This is a genomic window from Prochlorococcus sp. MIT 1201, from assembly GCF_047303415.1.
GTDB classification, from domain to species: domain Bacteria; phylum Cyanobacteriota; class Cyanobacteriia; order PCC-6307; family Cyanobiaceae; genus Prochlorococcus; species Prochlorococcus marinus_D.
Window position 1 is genome coordinate 2,228,394 of the sequence record NZ_CP138947.1, and the last position, 20,508, is coordinate 2,248,901.

Below are 20,508 nucleotides of genomic sequence, written 5' to 3' on the forward strand. Positions count from 1 at the left end.
AACTAAACTTGCATTTAATTCAAGCAGCTAGGGAGATGCTAATAGGCTAAGGGCAAAAGAAGCCTTGATGATGGAAGTAACCTCAAAACACAAAGTAATCAAGCCCAAGCAACAAGATTCGGCAAACGCAACAAGCAGAAGATCCATTGCCCCTGGAAAGCTTGTAAAACGAATAGCCCCCTACCTGGGAGGTTTAGCTTTACTCACTGGCTTAAAGCTTTCAGGAGTAGCCCAAAGCCTTGATCTACTGCTATACGACCTCGTCACCACGTTCCGCCCTGCAGCCTCAGGCAAAACACAACCAATCACGATCATTGGCATCGGGGAAGACGACATTCGAGCACATGGATGGCCAATCGATGATGGCCTGTTCTGCAAAGGAATCGACCAACTCAGCGAGAATGGAGCTGTTGCCATTGGCTTCGACATCTATCGCGATCAAGGCGTGGGTCCGAATCAGGAGTGCCTACGCGAGCGCTTTCGCAATAACTCTCGACTGATCTCGATTTCCAACGTAGCCAGCAATATTCCGGCTGTTCCAGGAACGCCTCCTGAACGACATAGTTACAACGACATCTCCGTGGATGATGACAATGTCATCAGGCGAGATCTTGTTCACGTTGCCGGCCAAGATGAAGCCACCGTAGCCTTTCCTTTGCGTATCGTCGAAGTGGGTACAGGTGATAAAAAATTACGCCAGCAACTAGAGGCTGGGTCGATCAATGATGCCTGGCTAACCGCCAATTCCGGGGGGTATTACCACGAAACAGATGCAGGCCTAGGCATGCAACGACTCCTACTCTTCCGCGAACCAGGTAGTTTCCGCAGCTACTCTCTCTCCGCTCTGCTTAAAGGAGATATCCCCCAGAAAGACATTCAGAGCCATATGGTATTGATTGGCAGTACAGCACCTTCACTGAAGGATCTCTTCGAAATTCCCCATAGCCGCTTTAGTAAAGGGGAAGTACACATGAAAATGCCTGGAGTGGAAGTTCATGCACTTCGTGTGGCCACTCTGCTTGACCGCAAAAAAGGAATCCTCGTTCATGGCTTCCTGATGCCCGGTTGGGGCAACCTTTTACTAGTCCTATTCTCGGGTGGGATGGGGCTATGGCTTGGCGAAGCCTTCCTTACACTGCGCCGCAGCGTGATTGTTGTCGCAACCTCAGTCGTTGCTTTGAGCACTGCGCTGATGGCTTTGCTCATCAATTACATCTGGATCGGTAGCGTCATGCCAGTTGCTGGCCTAACAGTCATGGCAGGAACGGCCTGGCTGCGCAGGGGCGCAGCCAGCCAGCAACACCAAAAAGAAGTTCAACGGCTGCTCGGCCAAGCCACCTCTCCTGCCGTTGCCGATCAACTATGGCAACAGCGCGATCAACTACTCAAAGACGGACGTTTCGAAGGTCGTCAACTACCAGTCACGGTGCTGTTCACTGATACAGCCAACTTCACAACAGTTTCCGAGCATTTTCAACCTGCTGAGCTGATGGACTGGCTGAACCGAGGCATGGCTAGTTGCGTTCCAGCCGTTACAACTCGAGGAGGAATGATCAACAAATTTACCGGTGACGGGATGTTGGCAGTCTTTGGAGCCCCCCTCAGTGACGACCCAAAAGCCGACGCCCGCGCGGCCATTGAAGCGGTAAGCGAAATTCAATCTGGGCTGGTAAAACTCAATGAACAATTAGCAAAAGAGGGTGCGCCAGCCAACCGTATGCGCATTGGCATTCACTCAGGTGTCGTCCTAGCAGGATCGATGGGTAGCAGCGAGCGGCTGGAATACGCGATCATCGGCGATACCGTAAACTGTGCATCAAGACTTGAGAGTTTCGAAAAAAGTCGCCATGTAGGAGTTCTTCGTGTGTTGGTTTCATCAACCACCAGAGAACTACTCGGAGACGAGCTCAACAACTCTCTGCATTGGGACGAGTGGGGAGAGATTCAAGTCAAAGGAAGGGAAGAACCCCTTCTCGTTGCCGAACTCAAGATGGACAACGCACCGGAAGTTCAGCGGGCCAATCCGCATCAATAACATCCCCAAGGCTAAAAATATGAGCGAAAGTCTCAGTAGAAACACTCTTGCCACACTGACTTCGTAAGCTTGCGAGAGCTTTCTGAATACTCAAATCATCGGCCTCTGAATCGCTAACAAGTAAGCTCAATGCAGGGGGTGATGCGGTTTGAACGAAAGATAGAGGATCACTGCTCATACTCTCATCATCACCACACCGGTAAGCAGACTCCCAAACAGTTGGAGCATTAAGAGCTTCAAGATTGATCAAAGTAATCCCTGCTGCGGAAGCCTGCAATTCACTAGTGGTGAGCATTTCCCCAGACATCTGATCACTAGTGGCGTCGCTCCATCGACGAAACTGTATTTGAATCGGTTTAGGGTTAGCAGTCGGTCCTTCAAGCAAACCAACCTGCAAAGTTCTGCCAGGGGCATAAATACTGTTTTCAGTTACCAGGTGAGCTAACAAACGTGCACTACATTCACCTCGAGTTCCCCCTCCCACTCGCCTGCCGGGGAAAGTACTGCGAAGCTCAGACTGAGCAAAGCCAACTGCTGGAGCCAAAGCAAAGGCCGCCAGAAACAAAAACAATGAAGATCTGCGAACTAACTTTAATGCGTAAATAGACCTTAACAAAGGCATGACGATCTAATTGAATTCTAGTGGCATCCATCCTGAACCCTTTCCGGCACTTATGCCAAAATACGTCTCAAGAAGAAGCAAATACAAGCAACATACATAAAGCAAGCAGCCATTATCTTGGCGTCCATAAGACTTGTTCACCAAGGGGAGCCAAGCAGTTCAATCCCAGCCCAAAAGAAAGGATTTTCCATACCACGAACCACACGACGTTGCTGTGTTGGCGTTAAATTGATCAAAAGAGGTGTACCGTCAACCCCAATAATCTGATCTCCCTCAAGAGTAACTAATCCTCTAATGAATGCCTGACGAGTGAGCTGAAGCGCTTCAGCCTTGGGCATGTCTTTATCTAGATAACGATACATCTGTACGAAGTAAGCAGACGTAACTACATCATCTACATACCAAAGGGTGCCGATAGCACTCCGGGCACCAGCCTGGATTGCCAGCCCAGCAAAACCGAGCTCAGAGTCAGCGTCACCAAGTGCTGTACGGCAAGCACTAAATACAACCAAATCTAGAGGCACGCCTTTGCGCCGTTGGCGTAATTTCGACAACTCATCCATAGCTATGGGACCAGTGCCAGAGTGAAGCTGAGAGGCAGATGGCCCACCTGGCCGAAACTCAGCATGAGTAGCTACATGCACTCGATCATAGCGAGATTCGCCACCCTTAATGAGCAACGCTGATGGAGTGAAAGCCTGATTGAGGAAAAGATCCTTGCGATTGGGATCAGAGCTTGAGATTTTGTCGAGCTCCTGCGGCACTAGTGGAAGTGCCGCCAAACCATCAAACTCAGAAGCACCAAGGGCTAGTAAATAAGAACCACTCTGAGTAGGTAGGTTTATATCGGTAAGTGCAAGTGATGGTGTCATTGCAAAGGCATAGCGATCACCGAAGTAGCGATCACCATCACTCAATGCCGCAAAAGGAACTGCCTGTAGACCTCGATCAGCAGCAATAAGCAATGTGCTGACGCGATGCTTCTCAAGTAATGGGGTAATACTTTCAATCAACAGCTGATGCAATCGTCTAGTAGGAGATTCTGGATTTACCTCATCCAAGGAATCTTGCCGAGAGAGCTGCATATAAAGCAGCCTCAGTTGGGAGCCGAACTCACGGGTGGAGATCTCAACACGACGCCCCTGAACCTCACCTTTAGATGGAATTAAAGTTAGATCAAGAAAAGCATCTGTATCTTTGGAAGTGGTCTTTCCAGCAGCCTGGGTAAAGCGCACATGCAAAACCGCTGGGTTGTAGGCCGCCCGGTTGAATTCAGGAGATGGATTTGGATTTGCCGAAGACAAATCTTTTGCAGCAGCAGCGGTCAACCAAGGATCGTTATAGATCAATTTGGACTTAACCTCTTGCGAAGTGAAACCCTGGCCTGCAGTAGTTGCTGAGGCCATCAGCAGGAGTAATAGGGACTTGGCAAAATTGGCGCTCGCCTTAACTAGTTTCATGGCTGCCCACCAAAGCGTTGTAAAGCCTGCTGCATACTTCCCTGGAGTTGAGCCGGCGTTGGCGTAGGTTTGTCAGCCAAATCAGGCATATTGAACTGTTTAACAAAGCCGCTCGTGGCCGCCTGATCGGCCGTGGAAACATTGGCTGTCGCTTGAACGGATGCCACTCTGCTTACAGAATTCGAGCCTGATACTGCTGTCGATGACGCGCCGGAGTCTGCAGTAGCACCTGCCGCTTCCACTGATTCGGCTCCTCCACCCTCGGCAGCAGTACCTGTCGCTTCCCCTGATTCAGCTCCTCCACCCTCGGCAGCAGTAACTCTCGCTTCCCCTGATTCAGCCCCTCCAGCCTCGTTAGCAACACCTGCCACTTCTCCCAATTCGGCTCCGCCGCCCTCAACAGAAGACCCATCAGGACCTAGCCCGCCAAACTCGCCATCAGCTCCTGGACCGCCAAACTCGCCATCAGGACCTCCAGCAAACTCACCCTCAGGAGCTACCCCGCCAAACTCGCCAGCAGGACCTCCAGCAAACTCACCCTCAGGAGCTACCCCGCCAAACTCGCCAGCAGCTCCTGGCCCGCCAAACTCGCCATCAGGACCTCCAGCAAACTCACCCTCAGGAGCTACCCCGCCAAACTCGCCATCAGGACCTCCAGCAAACTCACCCTCAGGAGCTACCCCGCCAAACTCGCCAGCAGCTCCTAGCCCGCCAAACTCGCCATCAGCTCCTGGAAAGCCAAACTCGCCAGCAGGGCCAACATTCTCAACAGCAAAGTTGCTTGCTTCTGCTACATCAAAGGCTCCCTCAAACTTCAGATTTACAGCAACGCCAGGTGCCTCCAAAGCTTCTGGGGTCAATCTCAGCGCAACAGTTTCAACAACATCAAATGCTATTTCAGGGCTAGATGCACCAGGGCCTGCTGCTGCCAACTCACCTGCTGCAGCAGGTTCAACAATGCTAGGACCTTGCAGGGCGTCCGGCGCAAACTCTCCAGAAGCAGCTCCTGCACCGCCAAACTCACCCTCAGGACCTCGCCCGCCAAACTCGCCATCAGGACCTGCCGCAAATTCGCTACCAGGGCCAGCGTCAAAACCTCCGGGGCCTCCGCCAGGGCCAGCGTCAAAACCTCCGGGACCTCCGCCAGGGCCAGCGTCAAAACCTCCGGGGCCTCCGCCAGGGCCAGCGTCAAAACCTCCGGGGCCTCCGCCAGGGCCAGCGTCAAAACCTCCGGGGCCTCCGCCAGGGCCAGTATTAAAACCTCCAGAACTTACGGCGGGGTTGAAAGCAACGGAGCTCCCGCCCGGGTTGAGAACTCCAGGGTTGAAAATTCCAGGATTGAACACTCCAGAATCGAAACCTCCGGGGTTGAAAGCTGCAGGGTTATCTTCTGGATTCGCTACAGGGTTATCTTCTGGATTCGCTACAGGGTTATTGACTGGATTAGCTACAGGGTTATTGACTGGATTGGCTACAGGGTTACTGACTGGATTGGCTACAGGGTTATTCACGGGAGGATTACCGCCACCGCCACCGCCACCGCCACCGCCACCGCCACCGCCACCGCCACCAACTGAACAAATAGAGCTGGCGCCACTAGAAGAACAAGTAGCAAAAGTAGGGAAAGCAGAACTAACTACCAATCTGCCATCAGTAACATTTGTAGGCCCTAAATAACTATTAACACCCTCCAGGATTAATTCTCCAGGACCAGACTTAGTCAGACTGTTAGTAGAAGTTCCACCCTGAATATTAACGCTGTCAGTGTATACTGTAACCCCATTATCTACATTGAAAGTTCCGCCCTTTGTTCCCAAACTTAATGTCGTAGTAGGCGCGCTAGGATCACGTGGAATATCCACAAGAAATCTGAGAGTAGCAGCATTTGTACTAGAGCCAAGATTAATCGATGTAGACCTGCCAAAAGCATTTGTACTGCCAACCCCCAGCACGCCTGCTGACACAGTCGTATTACCTGTATATGTATTTGCACCACTCAGAATTAATTCTCCTGTGCCAGACTTGGTAAAATTCCCAGCACCAACAATATTACCGCTGTATGTAGAAGTTCCGGTTTGATTTACTTCGAATGTGCCACCAGAAGCAACTGAAACATTACCTGCACCAGTGAAGGTTGCAGCAATAATCCCTAATCCCCCTGAACCTGTAGTAACTGTTACGCCATTGTCAATATTGACATTATCACCAGCATTCAGCTGAAGCTTTCCAGTACCGCCCGACCAATCCAAGCTAACTTGCACATTAATGTCGCCATCAGGCGCATTAACGAATCCAATATCCGCAGCGTCGACATAAGTATTATCATTTATACTGGTACTAATTGTTACATTAGTACCAGCAATTAAAGCATTTTGAATCGCGTTCTGGCTAGAGCCATCAATGCTATAAGTAAAAGGGTCTAACAGCCATTTTCCTTGCTCACCATTAAAACTGCCAACATCAATAACAACCTGGTCAGTATCTAAAAGAGCACCAGATGTCTCAATCCACCCCCCATTACCTTGAAGACTTCCTCCCCGACTAATGAAACTTCCAGCAACCTGAGTAAGGCCATCTGGGTTATAAATATCACTCCAAGCAACAATTGTGCCCCCATCACCATCCCAAGTGGCTGAAGCATCAAGCAATGCGCCAGCTTCAACTGTGGTGTTGACCGCCTGGCGAACACTTACATCACTATTTTGCCAACTACCTCCCACTTGAATTAATCCACCGCCAGTGGCACCAGTAGCCAAAAGCTGAGAGCCACCATCAACCCTTACTTGATCACCGGTCAGCGTGAGACTGCCTCCACTGCTATTCGCTGAACTCGCCGATAGACGACTGTTAACTACCTCGACGGTGCCACCAGGTGCATCAACCAACAGGCTCTGATCAATCGAAATATCTATGCCTTCAAGCAGAATCCTTGGAGTAGAGATAAGACCAAGCTCTGCACCCCGAGAAGGGTTGCCTAAGAATCCCTGTGATCCTGGCAAAGGATCAGAAGTCAAAGCAGCCAACTGATGCGATCTACTGCCAAACACATCGAAAACACCGTTAGGGAAACGCAGTGCACTCGCCGTACTTAACTTGAGCTGCTGAACATTCACAAAGCCAACCCCTGAGCCAAGATGAATGCCACCTGGTGACAGCCAGAAAAGGTTGGCTGGTGCCGACAAACTCAGTACCTTGTCGAGAAAAGTACCAGCAGGAGCAGTCACACCCACAACCAAATTGCGCTTGCCACCCGTATCGAAATTCACTCCCTCAATCGCACCACGAGTGTCAAAAGCACTAAATTTAAGAAAGCGATTCTTGCCGCCATCGCTGCCACCAGTGATGCGACAGATTCCGCGCCTACAGCCCCCTTCAAGATTCCCATTCACACGGGTACCCAAGCCACCAGAACGCACTTCAGCACGCCCCATAGAACCAAGCCACGTCGAAACACCTAGCGCTAGCGCCAAGGTCAGTAAAACCCGTCTAGCGGTAGGTGACATTACAGGAAGTTTGCGAGTCTCTAACACATATCCTCTCAATAAAAACCTTGATCAACTGTGACCGGAGTCAATATTTGCTGTGATCTTGCTAACTTGACCAATAGTGAATCTAATCGCTTAATTGCATAAGCAAGACAAGCATACGCCAAAGACTCTTGATTCATGCTATTATTTTATAATTAATATTGGGTTGTGCTTAGCATGGCCTGCCTGCATAATTAACTGACTTCAACTTAATCATAAAACCATATTCCTTCTAATAGCACAACTTTTAGCGCCGCCTATACAGCCTGGGCCAGTACGGATGCCGGATCGTACCCCATTGGAATCACGACCCCAGCCGAGTCAGCCGATAATCCTGCAAGAAAAACAGCCACCACTCGAAAACGACCCCAAAGAACCCCCTAGCAAACCTCTTGGAATCCCAGTCTCTAACTGGCAACCTCCTATAAAAGGCACAACCCCGTATAGCCCTGAACAACTTACACAAATCCTAGGATCCTGCGGACGACCAACCGTGGCCAGCACCCTGACAACTTGTGCTGCCACCCTCACAGCCCGACTAGTACGCGATGGCTATGTGAACAGTCGAGTCTTCACCCTTACTGAACCAAGTCCAGGAGCACTGGAAGTCGTTGAGGGCAGAATCGCCGAATTGCGCATCAAAAGCACTGACTTAGGCCTACAACAAGAAATCAAGCAGCGACTGAACTCACTGATCAACAGCGTGCTGCATTTACCCAGTCTTGAGAAAGCTTTGGTAAATGTCCGAACCATCCCTGGAGTCGGACAAATCAGCGGGAATCTTGGCCGCCTCGGCAGCGATGCCACCCAAGCCGTGCTGAACCTGACAATCGATGTAACTCCCAGCCCCTGGATGGGGGAGGCAAGCATCCGCAACGACGGCAACGCTGGTACAGGGGCCTATCGCAGTGTGGCAACGGTGGTGAAGAACAGCCTGCTGAAGCGCAACGACACATTTTTGGCATATCTAGAACTCAATGGAGATGCCGATCCAGAACTCGGTGCAGCCATTACTTCCATAAGCTATAGCTGGCCGCTATCCGAAAGCTGGCTACTAACAGGATCCATGGGCTGGAGCCGCCGCTGGATGGTGGAAGCACAAGACGTAGGCCATGAGATTAGCTTCCGCCAATTCCAGGGAATGGCACAAATAGAAAAGACATTGCACCAATCATCAAATCAATTTTGGAGCGCCTTTGCGAGCATTAGCAGCAGTCGCAACGATGCCTACCTAGCTGGTTACAGCGCCCCCCTGGTACTAGGAGGTGGCCTGGATGGCTGGCTTCGCAGTGGATATTTAAAAGCCGGCATTAACTTTGGTGGTAACACCAACTCACTGGCCTGGGGAGGTAACATCTATGGCCTTCAGGGCATAGCAGGGTTCAGCACGGAGAGCCAACTCAAAGAACTTGCTTGGTACGGTATCGATTCGGGTGAAGCGAAAGCCATCGGGGGCCTTGCCAACCTCACCTGGAGAATCAAGCCCAACGTAAGCTTGAATCTGCGAGGAGCATATCAATGGGCCTTCAACAAACTTCCTAGCGATATGGGCTTCAGCATCGGCAGCGATCTTGGTTTAATTGGATTACCAGGCACCCTGATCAGTGGAGATAGCGGTTGGCTGGCAAAAAGTGAATTAGTGGTAACACCATGGCTAAAAAATAATCAAGCATTCCAAATTGTTCCGTTCTTCGGGATTGGTGGAGTCCACACTGATTTTTCCGAATTAATTATTGAAGATACCGTAGGTTCTGCTGGCATTCTTGGCCGTTATATCAATGGTGCCTGGTCGATGGAATTGGGATGGGTTGATTCCTTTGAGACAAATGATAACCCAGGTTTGTGGCAAGACTGGGTCGTCGGCAACGGACTCTATGCAAACCTAAAATATCGCTTTTGAACGCTAAGCAACAAACCTGCAGATTAGCCTGAATGCCTAAAAGAGATCCAAACATGAACACACTCATTCATCGCAACTCTTGATAAAGGGAACAAGTAATCTCAGCTCTTAACAAAGCAATTCCAAACAAATCACTAAAACAAAATGATAAAACACAGAATATTCCGATGGCTAGAAGAATCGAATGCCAAAGCACACCTAGATTTCCTTGTCATTCTCTCAGCGATCCGTCTGCGTGCGTTATGTCGGCAGCCGACCCCATCCAGGGCAACCAGTCATGGACCATTGCCGATAGTGCAGCCCTCTATGGCCTAGATCACTGGGGGGAGCCTTACTTCTCAGCCAACGCCAACGGCCACGTGCAGGTCCAGCCCCGCGGCGATCAAGGCAGCTGCCTTGATCTGGTGGAACTAGTAGAGGAGCTCAAAAGCCGCAACCTCAACTTGCCTCTGCTGATCCGCTTTGATGACATCCTCGAAGACAGGCTAGAGAAGCTGCACAGCGCCTTCGAACAGGCCATTGCCAAATACGGATACGGCAGTCGATATCAAGGCGTATTCCCAGTGAAATGCAACCAACAGCGCCACGTCGTAGAGCAACTAGTGGAAAGTGGTCGCCACTGGCACTTTGGCCTAGAGGCTGGCAGCAAGGCTGAGCTGCTGATTGCTCTTTCACTGGTCAACGACCCCGAGGCACTACTGATCTGTAACGGCTACAAAGATCAGCGCTACATCGAAACCGCGATCCTGGCCCGCAGGCTTGGTCGCCAACCTGTTGTAGTGATTGAACAACCAGATGAGGTGGAACGGATCATCCGCTGCAGCCAAGAACTTGGCGCTGCACCCTTCATCGGTGTACGAGCAAAGCTAACGACACGCAGTACGGGCCACTGGGGTAGCTCAGTAGGCGAGAAAGCCAAGTTCGGTCTCTCATTCCCGGATCTGCTAGCCACGGTGGAAGCCTTAAGACAAGCTGATCTACTCAGCGATTTGCGCCTACTGCACTTCCACATCGGCAGCCAAATCAACGACATCGCCGTACTAAAAGACGCGCTTCAAGAGGCAGGGCAAATTTACGTAGAGCTGACGAAGATGGGAGCCCCCATGGGGTATTTAGATGTTGGGGGTGGTCTGGGTGTCGACTACGACGGCAGCCGCAGCGCTAGCGCAGCATCGACCAACTACTCCCTACAGAACTACGCCAATGATGTGGTCGCAACGGTGCGCGAATGCTGTGAACCCCGTGGCATCACTTTGCCTATCCTTGTGAGCGAAAGCGGACGCGCGATCGCTAGTCATTTCTCAATACTCGTTTTCGATGTACTGGGCACAGGAACTGTGCCAGGAGCTGTGCCCAATCAAACAGGACAGGAACCCCTCACCATTCACAACCTTAGGGAGACACTCGCAGCACTTATGGCAACTCAGAAGGGTGGTGTATCTGAGATATCGCGCCTACAGGAAGCATGGAACGACGCGGTGAAATTCAAAGATGATGCTCTCGCAGCCTTCCGCCTGGGTTACATCAGTCTGCCAGAACGGGCTCTCGCGGAACAACTCACATGGGCTTGCGCCGAAGCAATTATGAGCCAATTGCCTCGCAACGAAACCATCCCCGACGACCTACAAGGTTTAAGAGCTGTTCTCGCTGGCACCTACTACGCCAACCTTTCAATATTTCGTTCAGCCCCAGACACCTGGGCCATCAAACAACTCTTCCCGCTTATGCCGATTCATCGATTGAATGAAGAACCAACTCAGCTAGGTGACTTCGCTGACCTCACATGCGACTCCGACGGAAAACTGGACAACTTTATCGGGCATGGGCAAACCAAAACTCTGCTGGAGCTTCACAACCTGCGCCAAAACGAGGATTACATGATTGGCATGTTTCTCGGCGGGGCTTACCAGGAAGTAATGGGCAATCTGCACAACCTCTTCGGCAGTACCAATGCCGTGCACATCCGGCTAACAACCGGTGGTGGCTACCAAATAGACCACGTGGTGCGAGGCAACACCAATTCCGAGGTGCTCGAAGCAATGGAGCACAACCCTGAGCTCCTGCTAGAACGACTTCGCTTGGCTAGTGAACTTGCAATTCAGCGAGGCGAGCTCACGATCAACGATGTGCGTCGACTGATGGACCATCTAGAAACGAGCCTGCGTCAGACTACGTACCTTCAAGGCTAGAGCTGGCAATCATTCCTATATGGGAGGCATGAGAAACTTTGATCACAACAACTCATTGAGCACTGAAAAGTCGCATCCCTGGAGATCAGCAACTGCTTTTTCTGAACGCTTCCCAAAAACACCTAAGTCAAGACTCTTCTGGCCAGTCAATTCAACCCGGAACTGTGCTCAGAAGCTCTAAGAACCAAGCGGCAACAGTCCTCGTTTGATCAGCGGCTGCAGATCCAGCAAACGAAGGCAACCTTCAATCTCCTCCAGAGTTCCACGACTCCGCAGCTTGCTCAATGTCCGAGAGGCAGTCTCCCGGGACAAACCTGCAATGAGACCCAACTCCCTTTGGGCTAGAGGTGGAATCGCAACTTTGGGATCAGCGGCGGAAGAACTCTTGCGAGCTAAGTAAGCCAATGCATTGAGTAAGCGCGTGGTCGCATCACTTGACTGGATTGCGAAACGCTGATTGAGATCCCGCAAGCGAGAGGCCTCAAGCTGAGCAAGGGCAAGCGCAAAGCCCACTTCCTTGCGCAGCAAAGCCACAAAAGGCGACGCCCTCATCTTCAAAAGCTTCACTGGCGTTAAGGCCACAACATCAGCAGTCCTAGGTGCTGCATCAAGAGCAGCCATCTCACCAAATAGATCCCCCTCCCCCAACACTGAAATCACAACTTCATCGCCATCAGCCGTATAACTACGAACTTTGGCCATGCCTGAGCACAACAGGAAGACCGACTCACCCCAGTCTTGCTCCATCACAAAAACCTGTTCAGCTGCATGACTGGACTCAAGATGGCGGTCCAATAGTTGCCCACACTCTTCAGCTGTTAAAGCCGAAAACAATTGCAAAGCCTGCAACTGCTCGACAGTAAAAACGGCCATTTCAATTATTTTTTAGTTATTAAATGGTAATACAATAATTCCGATCAAGCCAACTTGCAAGAAAAATACAACCTCGAAATTGCTCTTCAATTAACAATCAATTATAGGCGCATTAATCGATCTCCACCACACACTAAGCATGAACTATTCCTCATGACAACAGTCGATCTCAAAACAAAGCTGTTTCTGCCTAATGCAACAAGAGCTGGCTGTTAGGAATAAATGGGATCACCATCGTTACTAGCGGCCTTGAGCATGGATGGCGGCAAAGGGCAAGTTGGCCAAGCACCAAGCACCAAGCACCAAGCACCAAGCACCAAGCACCAAGCGGCAAGCGGCTGTCTTAAGACTTGGAGTGGTGATTGGCGGCATTGGCTTGCTCTATCCCGGAGACATAGAGCTTCTTGGACTGGCATTTGTCGATGCTGCACAACATCTGCGTGGGCCACACCACATCCGGTGGCCAATGGAAATATAATTTTATTGCCACGCAAAATTGATTGTAAGGCAAATTAAGACTTAATCTCAATAGTTGGTCCAAAAGTAATTATCTTGCAAAGAGATGTCCAGACACCAATATCACTATTTTATTTAAAAAAGTCTTCCCCTATAAAGCAACGGATTGCATTGGATCTGCAAGTTGTTGCCAGTCATACCAAAATAATGAAAGCCATCCACGGCAGCCATGTGGGGACAAGAACCTCAACTTCAGCGAGTCCGCGAGCGACTGAAGTTACTGCTTGCGATCCACACCAATGAACTCCAGCCCACAACCGTGCATGCCCAGCAAGGAGAGCTCCTGCTCAAGCAAAACGCACCAGCCAAACACCTGCTTCTGCTGACTCAGGGAAAGGTAGCGATTCAGATCCAACACCAAGGTCAGTCACCGCACACATTGACGGTAGTTGAAGCCGAAGCAATTTTGGGAGAAATGGGACTATTTGGTGGTGGCATCCACTCCAATGACGTACGAGTTGTCGATGGTCCAGCCGAACTGCTCCAAATCTGCGGTGACGATCTACTCAAAGCACTAATCTACGACTCAGATCTACTGATCGAGCTCCTTTCTCTGGTTAGTGAGCGAGCCTGCAATGCCAACAAAGGAATCACATTGCTACTTGATTCCATTAACGCAGCATACAAAGGAGATGATGTCTTATTGGACAAAATGCTCACAGAATTAACAAGTCTGAACCACTATATTTCGCAAACTGCCCAACAACTCAAGAAGCTCGACAAGAAAAATAAATGACTTGTGCAATCAGTCAATGAGAAAATAAGACTTTGCTTATGTTGAATTCCATGTAAAAAATTGCCTCCATAGAGGCACTCCGAAATTTAACAATCGGCACCTAGCCTTCGACTCACAATATAAACGATTTCAGTCGCAAGGTATTTTTTTCTAAAAAATACCTTCTTCTTCCAAATAGCATGCAGCAATCTCCTGAAATAAGACAGGTGGCTATTCTCAAGCCATCAGTCTTATTTCTAAAATCCAGCCCTAAGTCAGATCGGATCTCTTTTATTTCCTCTATATGCATACTAATTCAAGGTTATGTGATGACTTACGGCTCAACAATAAAAAACGTAGAGAAGCCGTCACCCTTCAATAAAAAGCTCAGCCCAAGGCTTGCTTCAGCTCAACCTTTGCCGCTTCCAATACTCCATCCAAAGCCGCGCCATCGCGTCCGCCCGCCTGAGCCAGATTTGGGCGACCACCGCCGCCGCCGCCGCAACGCTTAGCGATCGAGCCAATGAACTTGCCCGCTTGCTGGCCGCCCGCGATCACCTGCTTGCCAAAGGCCGCTACCAAAATCACCTTGCCTTCGGCGCTCGGATCAGGCAAACCTCCCAACACAACAGCAGCACCATCCCCCAATTGATCCAATAAACCCTGAGCTGCGTTTTGTAAGCCCGCACCCTCCACACCATCAAGACGGGCCACCAACAACTGGTACTCACCAACAGCTACTGCCTGGGTTACCAAGGCCGCTGACTTCGCGACCGCTAATTCAGCCCGTGCTGCAGTCAACGCTTTTTGGCTGCTCTTCAGCTCCTCCTGCAGCGATGTCACCCGTTCGACGATTTCGCTGGGCTGCACCTTCAAGCGCTCCAAAAGTTTCTTCACCACCTCATCGCGCTCATTGAGATACGCCAGCACCGCCGGACCAGCCACCGCCTCAATCCGCCGAATTCCTGCAGCAACACTGCTCTCAGCAACGATCTTGAACAAGCCGATCTCAGCTGTATTAGCCACATGGGTTCCGCCGCAAAGTTCCATCGACACACCTGGCACATCCACCACGCGCACCACATCGGCGTACTTCTCTCCGAACATCGCTACAGCGCCGGCAGCCTTGGCCTCTTGGATCGGCATCTCCTCAACAATCAGATCATGAGATTCCATGATCTGATTGTTAATCAAAGCCTCAACCTGCTCGAGTTCCTTGGCCGTAACAGCTCGCGAACAGTGGAAGTCGAAGCGCAAGCGATCGAAGTCCACCAGAGAACCTGCCTGAGCGATCCCCGAATCAACGACCTGCTTGAGCGCCGCCTGCAAGAGGTGAGTTGCAGTGTGATTGGCCTGGGCACGGCGACGACAGGCCCGATCCACCTGAGCGTTAACCAGGTCGCCCAGAGCCAACGTGCCGCGATCAATACGACCAAAATGCACAAATACGTTGCGATGACGACTCACATCGTCAACAGTCACGATCACACCATTGCCGCCGGAGCCTTCACCCGAAAGCACACCGTGATCACCCACCTGGCCGCCACTTTCACCGTAGAAGGGCGTGGTATCGAGCACGATCTGCACACTGTCACCAGCGCTGGCTCGTTCGGCCGACTCCCCATTCACGACTAGGGCCAAGACACAGCAAGGCTGCTCCAAGACCTCATAACCCTTGAAGCGAGTGGCCTCCAACTCAGCTGCCATTTGCTCGATAGCCCCTTGCAGCGTGAGATCAATGCTCACTGCAGCGGCCTTGGCCCGCTGACGTTGCTGATCCATCGCTTGCTCAAATCCTTGGAGATCCACAGTCAAACCATGCTCTTCAGCAATCTCCTGGGTGAGTTCCAAAGGAAAGCCATAGGTGTCGTACAACTCAAAGGCCTGGCCCCCTGAAACCATCTGGGGATTAGCAACCAACACATCAGCCAGCACCTTCTCACCACGCTCCAACGTTTCCAAGAAGCGGGCCTCCTCGCGATTGAGTTCCGCCAGAATCAGCTTTCGGCGCTCTTCAAGCTGGGGGTAAGCCTCCACCATTAAGGCAATCGCCGCTTCCCCCATGGCCTGCAAGAAAGGCTTCTCGATCCCGACCAGTCGCCCATGACGCACCACCCTGCGAAGCAAGCGCCGCATGATGTAGCCGCGACCAAGGTTGCTAGCAGTAACCCCATCACAGATCAAATGCGTAATCGCACGGCAGTGATCGCCGATCACCTTGAAGCTGGTCTTCCCCTTCTCATCAAGCTTTTGATAATCGAGACCCGCCAGCCCAGCAGCCGTCTCGATCAATGGGTAAATAATGTCAGTTTCATAGTTATTAGGGACTCCCTGCAAAATCTGAGCCATCCGCTCCAAGCCCATGCCTGTATCAATATTGCGGTTCGCGAGTGGGGTGAGATTGCCCTCCCCATCTCGGTTGTATTGCATAAAAACCAGGTTGTAGAACTCAACAAAACGACCGTCGTCTTCCAGATCAATGTCTTCGTTGCCCAGATCCGGCTTGAAGTCGTAATAGATCTCCGAACAAGGTCCACAGGGGCCAGTCGGCCCTGAAGCCCAAAAATTATCAGCCTCATCCATACGAATGATGCGCTTGGAATTCACCCCCACCACATCTCGCCAGATGGTCTCAGCCTCATCGTCCTCACGAAAGACGCTCACCACCAAATTCTTCGGATCAAGTCCAAACACCTCTGTCGTGAGTTCCCAGGCCCACTCAATCGCTTGTTGCTTGAAGTAATCGCCAAAAGAAAAGTTGCCAAGCATCTCAAAAAACGTGTGATGCCGAGCTGTGCGACCCACGTTCTCGATGTCATTCGTGCGAATACATTTCTGGCTACTGGTGGCCCGCGGCGCAGGGCGTTCAGCCTGACCCATGAAAACGGGCTTAAACGGCAGCATGCCAGCAATGGTTAGTAGCACCGTGGGGTCTTCAGGAACCAACGAAGCACTAGGAATCACCTGATGCGCACGCTCAGCAAAAAATGTCAGAAAAGCAGTGCGGATCTCTGACCCAGTGCGAGGTCGCGAATCACCAGAACGCAATGATCTTGCAACGGGCATGAAGAATTCGGACGTGGAACAAGGATCCACCAGCCATGATCGCCTTTGGACCTCCATATGAGGTTGGCCACCACCGCAACCAACCCAATGGTTGGGGCCCAGATGTATTTGCATTCGCTTGGGCAATGCCAACTTCAGGCATGCGTTCAGCCCTGTTAAACCTGCCCTTCAAACTGGCAATGGACTTGCGCTCCTAAGGCTTGGGCTTGCTCTATGGCAGCTTTAGCTTGCGCAATCCACAGCCGCAACCCCTCGAAAGCAGCTGGCCATAGCTAGGGGACCGGCGCCCTGGCATGATTGGTTGTGGAACTCCTGCGTGGATGGTTGCCGTTGATCGGCAGTGCACTCCTGCTCCAAGAAACCCAACACATACTTTTTGCGTCGCGGCCATGAGCCTGCTGCACGCCACCTGGCTTCCAGCCATCCGTACTCCGACCAGCTCCGGTCGCCCTGCGCTCCTTGTGTGGGCAGATACCTGGCGAGTCGCTACCCCAGCAGGACCAGCAGCAACTCCCGCACTCCACCCCTTCACCCTCAGCCCAGACGATCTACGTGCCTGGCTCATTGAGCGCGATCTACTGCCTGATCAAATTATCGACGCCACAGCATGTCTGACCCTGCCTAGCCGAACAGTCAAACCGCGCAACAAAACCAAGAACGTATCCACTGAATCCGACGAAGCCAAAGACAACAAAACAAGTTGGACAGGACTGCCCTTACAAGCAGGCGAACCCATTCCCAAACAAACGGAATGGTGGCCCTGGCAGGTGCAAGGCCTGGCAGTGGAACCTGCTGCCGCAACGGCCTGGCTTTCGAAACTGCCTCTTTCAGGAGATCATCCTGATCTGGCCGATGAATTGCGCTGGTGGAGCCATCTACAGCGCTGGGCCCTGAGCATGATTGCTCGCGGACGTTGGTTACCCCAGGTGGAACTCAGCAAGGGAGAGGGCTATCCCCACCGAGCACGCTGGACACCGCTACTCAACCGTGAAGATGATCGCCGCCGCCTCGAAGACCTTGCCGCTCAGCTTCCCTTAGTGGCCACCTGCGCCCTCCCCTGGCGGGAGCCAACCGGAAGGCGTAGCAACCGAATGACCCGCCTAAGACCAGAGGCGATGCGAGCCGCTAACCCTGTGGCTTCATGCCGACCCCGCAGCGGTCGCCTTCGCGTAGCCAGCTTGCTGGAAGAACTCTTGGATGCCCAACTGCGCACCGGATTTGAAGCGAGTGAGCAAGGCCTAGACCCATTGCTCACAGCCTGGCAGGAAGCACTGGGGTCGGACAGCGGCGTGATCAACCTCCCCGATGAGGAAGCCGAACGTCTAGCTACAGCAAGCAACCATTGGCGTGAAGGCGTGGCTGGCAACGTCGCACCAGCCAGGGCCTGCTTAGAACTCTTCACTCCCGGAGAAGGGGAAGACCTCTGGGAACTGCGCTTCTCCTTACAGGCTGAGGCTGATCCCACGATCAAAGTGCCGGCCGCAGCAGCCTGGGCAGCTGGTCCCAAGGTCCTGCAACTAGGCGAAATCCGTGTGGAACATCCAGGCGAGGTGCTACTGGAAGGCATGGGGCGAGCCCTCACGGTGTTTGCACCGATCGAACGAGGCCTCGACAGCGCCACACCAGAAGCAATGCAGCTCACCCCTGCTGAAGCCTTTGTATTGGTGCGCACTGCAGCGAACCAACTGCGTGATGTTGGCGTTGGCGTGGAATTGCCTGCCAGCCTCTCGGGAGGGCTGGCCAGTCGCCTAGGCCTAGCGATCAAGGCGGAGCTATCGGAGAGATCTAGAGGTTTCACTTTGGGCGAAACCCTCGACTGGAGTTGGGAGCTCATGATCGGTGGCGTCACCCTGACGCTTCGCGAACTGGAGCGACTAGCAAGCAAGCGCAGCCCGCTTGTCAACCACAAGGGCGCCTGGATCGAATTACGCCCCAACGATCTCAAACATGCAGAACAATTCTGCAGCGTCAATCCAGGCATCAGCCTCGACGATGCCTTGCGCGTTACCGCAACCGATGGCGACACGCTGATGAGACTGCCCGTTCACCGCTTTGAGGCCGGTCCACGACTACAGGCGGTGTTGGAGCAGTACCACCAGCAAAAAGCTCCCGACCCCCTACCAGCTCCCGAAGGCTTCTGCGGTCAGCTAAGGCCTTATCAGGAAAGGGGTCTGGGTTGGCTGGCCTTCCTGCATCGCTTCGATCAAGGGGCATGCCTGGCCGACGACATGGGCCTGGGCAAAACGATCCAGCTACTGGCATTCCTGCAACACCTCAAGGCGGAACAGGAACTCAAACGGCCGGTATTGCTTATCGCTCCCACGTCCGTACTTACCAACTGGAAGAGAGAGGCATTGGCCTTCACACCAGAGTTAAATGTCCGCGAACATTATGGGCCGCGTCGGCCCTCTACCCCCGCCGCCTTAAAGAAAGCACTCAAAGGCTTAGACCTCGTTCTCACCAGTTATGGGCTCCTGCAACGAGATAGTGAGCTCCTGGAAACGGTCGACTGGCAAGGCGTGGTCATCGATGAAGCCCAAGCCATTAAGAACCCCAACGCCAAACAGAGCCAAGCAGCACGCGATATGGGTCGCCCAGACAAAAACAATCGCTTCAGGATTGCTCTTACCGGCACACCCGTCGAAAACCGAGTCAGTGAACTTTGGGCACTGATGGACTTCCTTAACCCAAGGGTTCTCGGTGAAGAAGACTTCTTCCGCCAGCGCTACCGGCTGCCAATTGAGCGCTATGGCGACATGTCTTCCCTGCGAGACCTCAAGGGCCGTGTTGGTCCCTTCATCCTGAGACGACTAAAAACCGACAAGGCAATCATCTCCGACCTACCCGAAAAGGTAGAGCTGAGCGAATGGGTGGGGCTGAGCAAAGAACAGGCAGCCCTCTATCGCAACACAGTGGATGAAACACTGGAGGCCATTGCCCGCGCACCCAGGGGTCAACGTCATGGCAAGGTGCTCGGATTGCTTACCCGACTGAAGCAAATCTGCAACCATCCCGCCCTAGCCCTCAAAGAACAAACCGTTGCCAAAGGGTTCATGGACCGTTCCGCCAAGCTGCTGCGTTTGGAAGAAATTCTCGAAGAAGTAATCGAGGCAGGAGATCGCGCTCTGTTATTCACCCAATTCGCAGAATGGGGTCATCTCCTTAAGGCCTACCTGCAACAACGCTGGCGCTTTGAAGTTCCCTTCCTGCACGGCAGCACAAGCAAAACTGAACGTCAGGCCATGGTTGATCGCTTCCAGGAGGATCCACGTGGACCCCAACTGTTCCTGCTGTCACTCAAAGCCGGTGGTGTAGGCCTCAACCTGACGCGGGCTAGTCATGTGTTTCATGTTGATCGCTGGTGGAATCCTGCCGTAGAAAACCAGGCCACTGATCGCGCTTACAGGATCGGGCAAACCAATCGGGTGATGGTGCACAAATTCATCACCAGCGGCTCAGTTGAAGAGAAAATTGATCGCATGATTCGCGAAAAATCTCGACTTGCCGAAGACATCATTGGCTCTGGAGAAGACTGGTTAGGTGGCTTAGGCGTCAGTCAATTGCGCGAACTAGTGGCCCTAGAAGACAGCTGATTCAAAGATGAC

The 20,508-nt window shown here is 52.2% G+C and carries 12 protein-coding genes; 6 read left to right on the forward strand and 6 right to left on the reverse strand.

What is annotated here, in order from left to right; genetic code table 11:
• The first annotated feature begins 67 nt into the window (after positions 1–67).
• Entirely contained in the window at positions 68–2,035 is a 1,968-nt protein-coding gene (locus SIB41_RS10800; protein WP_413358890.1) for a CHASE2 domain-containing protein, read from the forward strand.
• On the opposite strand, the gene SIB41_RS10805 is transcribed toward SIB41_RS10800, so the two are convergent.
• The 3 genes from SIB41_RS10805 to SIB41_RS10815 all read right to left on the reverse strand — a co-directional run bounded on the left by SIB41_RS10805 (position 1,986) and on the right by SIB41_RS10815 (position 7,548).
• On the reverse strand, positions 1,986–2,657 hold the full coding sequence (locus tag SIB41_RS10805; RefSeq protein WP_413358892.1) for a hypothetical protein: 672 nt from the start codon (positions 2,655–2,657) through the stop codon (positions 1,986–1,988). The genes SIB41_RS10800 and SIB41_RS10805 overlap by 50 nt on opposite strands.
• A gap of 137 nt (positions 2,658–2,794) precedes the next feature.
• The gene (locus SIB41_RS10810) at positions 2,795–4,063 is read right to left on the reverse strand and encodes a CHAT domain-containing protein (protein WP_413358894.1); all 1,269 of its coding nucleotides are present in this window, start codon (positions 4,061–4,063) and stop codon (positions 2,795–2,797) included.
• Between the two features lie 50 nt (positions 4,064–4,113).
• Positions 4,114–7,548: an autotransporter-associated beta strand repeat-containing protein gene (locus SIB41_RS10815; protein WP_413358896.1), complete on the reverse strand. Its 3,435-nt coding sequence runs from the start codon at positions 7,546–7,548 to the stop codon at positions 4,114–4,116.
• A 376-nt stretch (positions 7,549–7,924) separates the two neighbouring features.
• Between SIB41_RS10815 and SIB41_RS10820 the strand changes: the two genes are divergently transcribed.
• Positions 7,925–9,544 carry a ShlB/FhaC/HecB family hemolysin secretion/activation protein gene (locus SIB41_RS10820; protein ID WP_413358898.1) on the forward strand — a complete coding sequence of 540 codons (1,620 nt, stop codon included), beginning with the start codon at positions 7,925–7,927 and terminating at the stop codon, positions 9,542–9,544.
• Positions 9,545–9,786: 242 nt separating this feature from the next.
• The gene (gene speA / locus SIB41_RS10825; RefSeq protein ID WP_413358901.1) at positions 9,787–11,733 is read left to right on the forward strand and encodes a biosynthetic arginine decarboxylase; all 1,947 of its coding nucleotides are present in this window, start codon (positions 9,787–9,789) and stop codon (positions 11,731–11,733) included.
• A gap of 177 nt (positions 11,734–11,910) precedes the next feature.
• Here the strand turns inward: speA and SIB41_RS10830 are convergent, their stop codons facing one another.
• On the reverse strand, positions 11,911–12,606 hold the full coding sequence (locus SIB41_RS10830; RefSeq protein WP_063420681.1) for a Crp/Fnr family transcriptional regulator: 696 nt from the start codon (positions 12,604–12,606) through the stop codon (positions 11,911–11,913).
• Between the two features lie 277 nt (positions 12,607–12,883).
• Here SIB41_RS10830 and SIB41_RS10835 point away from each other — a divergent pair, with 277 nt between their 5' ends.
• Complete coding sequence (locus SIB41_RS10835; RefSeq protein WP_413358903.1) at positions 12,884–13,084, forward strand: hypothetical protein; 201 nt, start codon at positions 12,884–12,886, stop codon at positions 13,082–13,084.
• A 207-nt stretch (positions 13,085–13,291) separates the two neighbouring features.
• Positions 13,292–13,858 (forward strand): cyclic nucleotide-binding domain-containing protein, encoded by a 567-nt coding sequence (locus tag SIB41_RS10840; RefSeq protein WP_413358905.1) that lies wholly within the window; start codon positions 13,292–13,294, stop codon positions 13,856–13,858.
• Between the two features lie 366 nt (positions 13,859–14,224).
• Here the strand turns inward: SIB41_RS10840 and alaS are convergent, their stop codons facing one another.
• Positions 14,225–16,903 (reverse strand): alanine--tRNA ligase, encoded by a 2,679-nt coding sequence (gene alaS, locus SIB41_RS10845; protein WP_413358908.1) that lies wholly within the window; start codon positions 16,901–16,903, stop codon positions 14,225–14,227.
• Complete coding sequence (locus tag SIB41_RS10850; protein WP_413358911.1) at positions 16,872–17,045, reverse strand: hypothetical protein; 174 nt, start codon at positions 17,043–17,045, stop codon at positions 16,872–16,874. Before SIB41_RS10850 ends, alaS begins: the two co-directional genes overlap by 32 nt.
• 247 nt (positions 17,046–17,292) lie before the next feature.
• On the opposite strand from SIB41_RS10850, the gene SIB41_RS10855 reads away from it, so the two are divergent.
• Positions 17,293–20,496 carry a DEAD/DEAH box helicase gene (locus tag SIB41_RS10855; RefSeq protein WP_413358914.1) on the forward strand — a complete coding sequence of 1,068 codons (3,204 nt, stop codon included), beginning with the start codon at positions 17,293–17,295 and terminating at the stop codon, positions 20,494–20,496.
• Positions 20,497–20,508 lie beyond the last annotated feature (12 nt).

What these genes read in the sequence shown, in the direction of transcription:
- SIB41_RS10820 (WP_413358898.1), top strand. Translation starts at nt 7,925, where the DNA reads ATGCCGGATCGTACCCCATTGGAATCACGACCCCAGCCGAGTCAGCCG.
- SIB41_RS10815 (WP_413358896.1), bottom strand. Translation starts at nt 7,548, where the DNA reads ATGGGGCGTGCTGAAGTGCGTTCTGGTGGCTTGGGTACCCGTGTGAAT.
- SIB41_RS10855 (WP_413358914.1), top strand. Translation starts at nt 17,293, where the DNA reads ATGAGCCTGCTGCACGCCACCTGGCTTCCAGCCATCCGTACTCCGACC.
- SIB41_RS10830 (WP_063420681.1), bottom strand. Translation starts at nt 12,606, where the DNA reads ATGGCCGTTTTTACTGTCGAGCAGTTGCAGGCTTTGCAATTGTTTTCG.
- speA (WP_413358901.1), top strand. Translation starts at nt 9,787, where the DNA reads ATGTCGGCAGCCGACCCCATCCAGGGCAACCAGTCATGGACCATTGCC.
- SIB41_RS10840 (WP_413358905.1), top strand. Translation starts at nt 13,292, where the DNA reads ATGTGGGGACAAGAACCTCAACTTCAGCGAGTCCGCGAGCGACTGAAG.
- SIB41_RS10810 (WP_413358894.1), bottom strand. Translation starts at nt 4,063, where the DNA reads ATGGCCTCAGCAACTACTGCAGGCCAGGGTTTCACTTCGCAAGAGGTT.
- alaS (WP_413358908.1), bottom strand. Translation starts at nt 16,903, where the DNA reads ATGCCCGTTGCAAGATCATTGCGTTCTGGTGATTCGCGACCTCGCACT.
- SIB41_RS10800 (WP_413358890.1), top strand. Translation starts at nt 68, where the DNA reads ATGATGGAAGTAACCTCAAAACACAAAGTAATCAAGCCCAAGCAACAA.
- SIB41_RS10850 (WP_413358911.1), bottom strand. Translation starts at nt 17,045, where the DNA reads ATGCCTGAAGTTGGCATTGCCCAAGCGAATGCAAATACATCTGGGCCC.
- SIB41_RS10805 (WP_413358892.1), bottom strand. Translation starts at nt 2,657, where the DNA reads ATGCCTTTGTTAAGGTCTATTTACGCATTAAAGTTAGTTCGCAGATCT.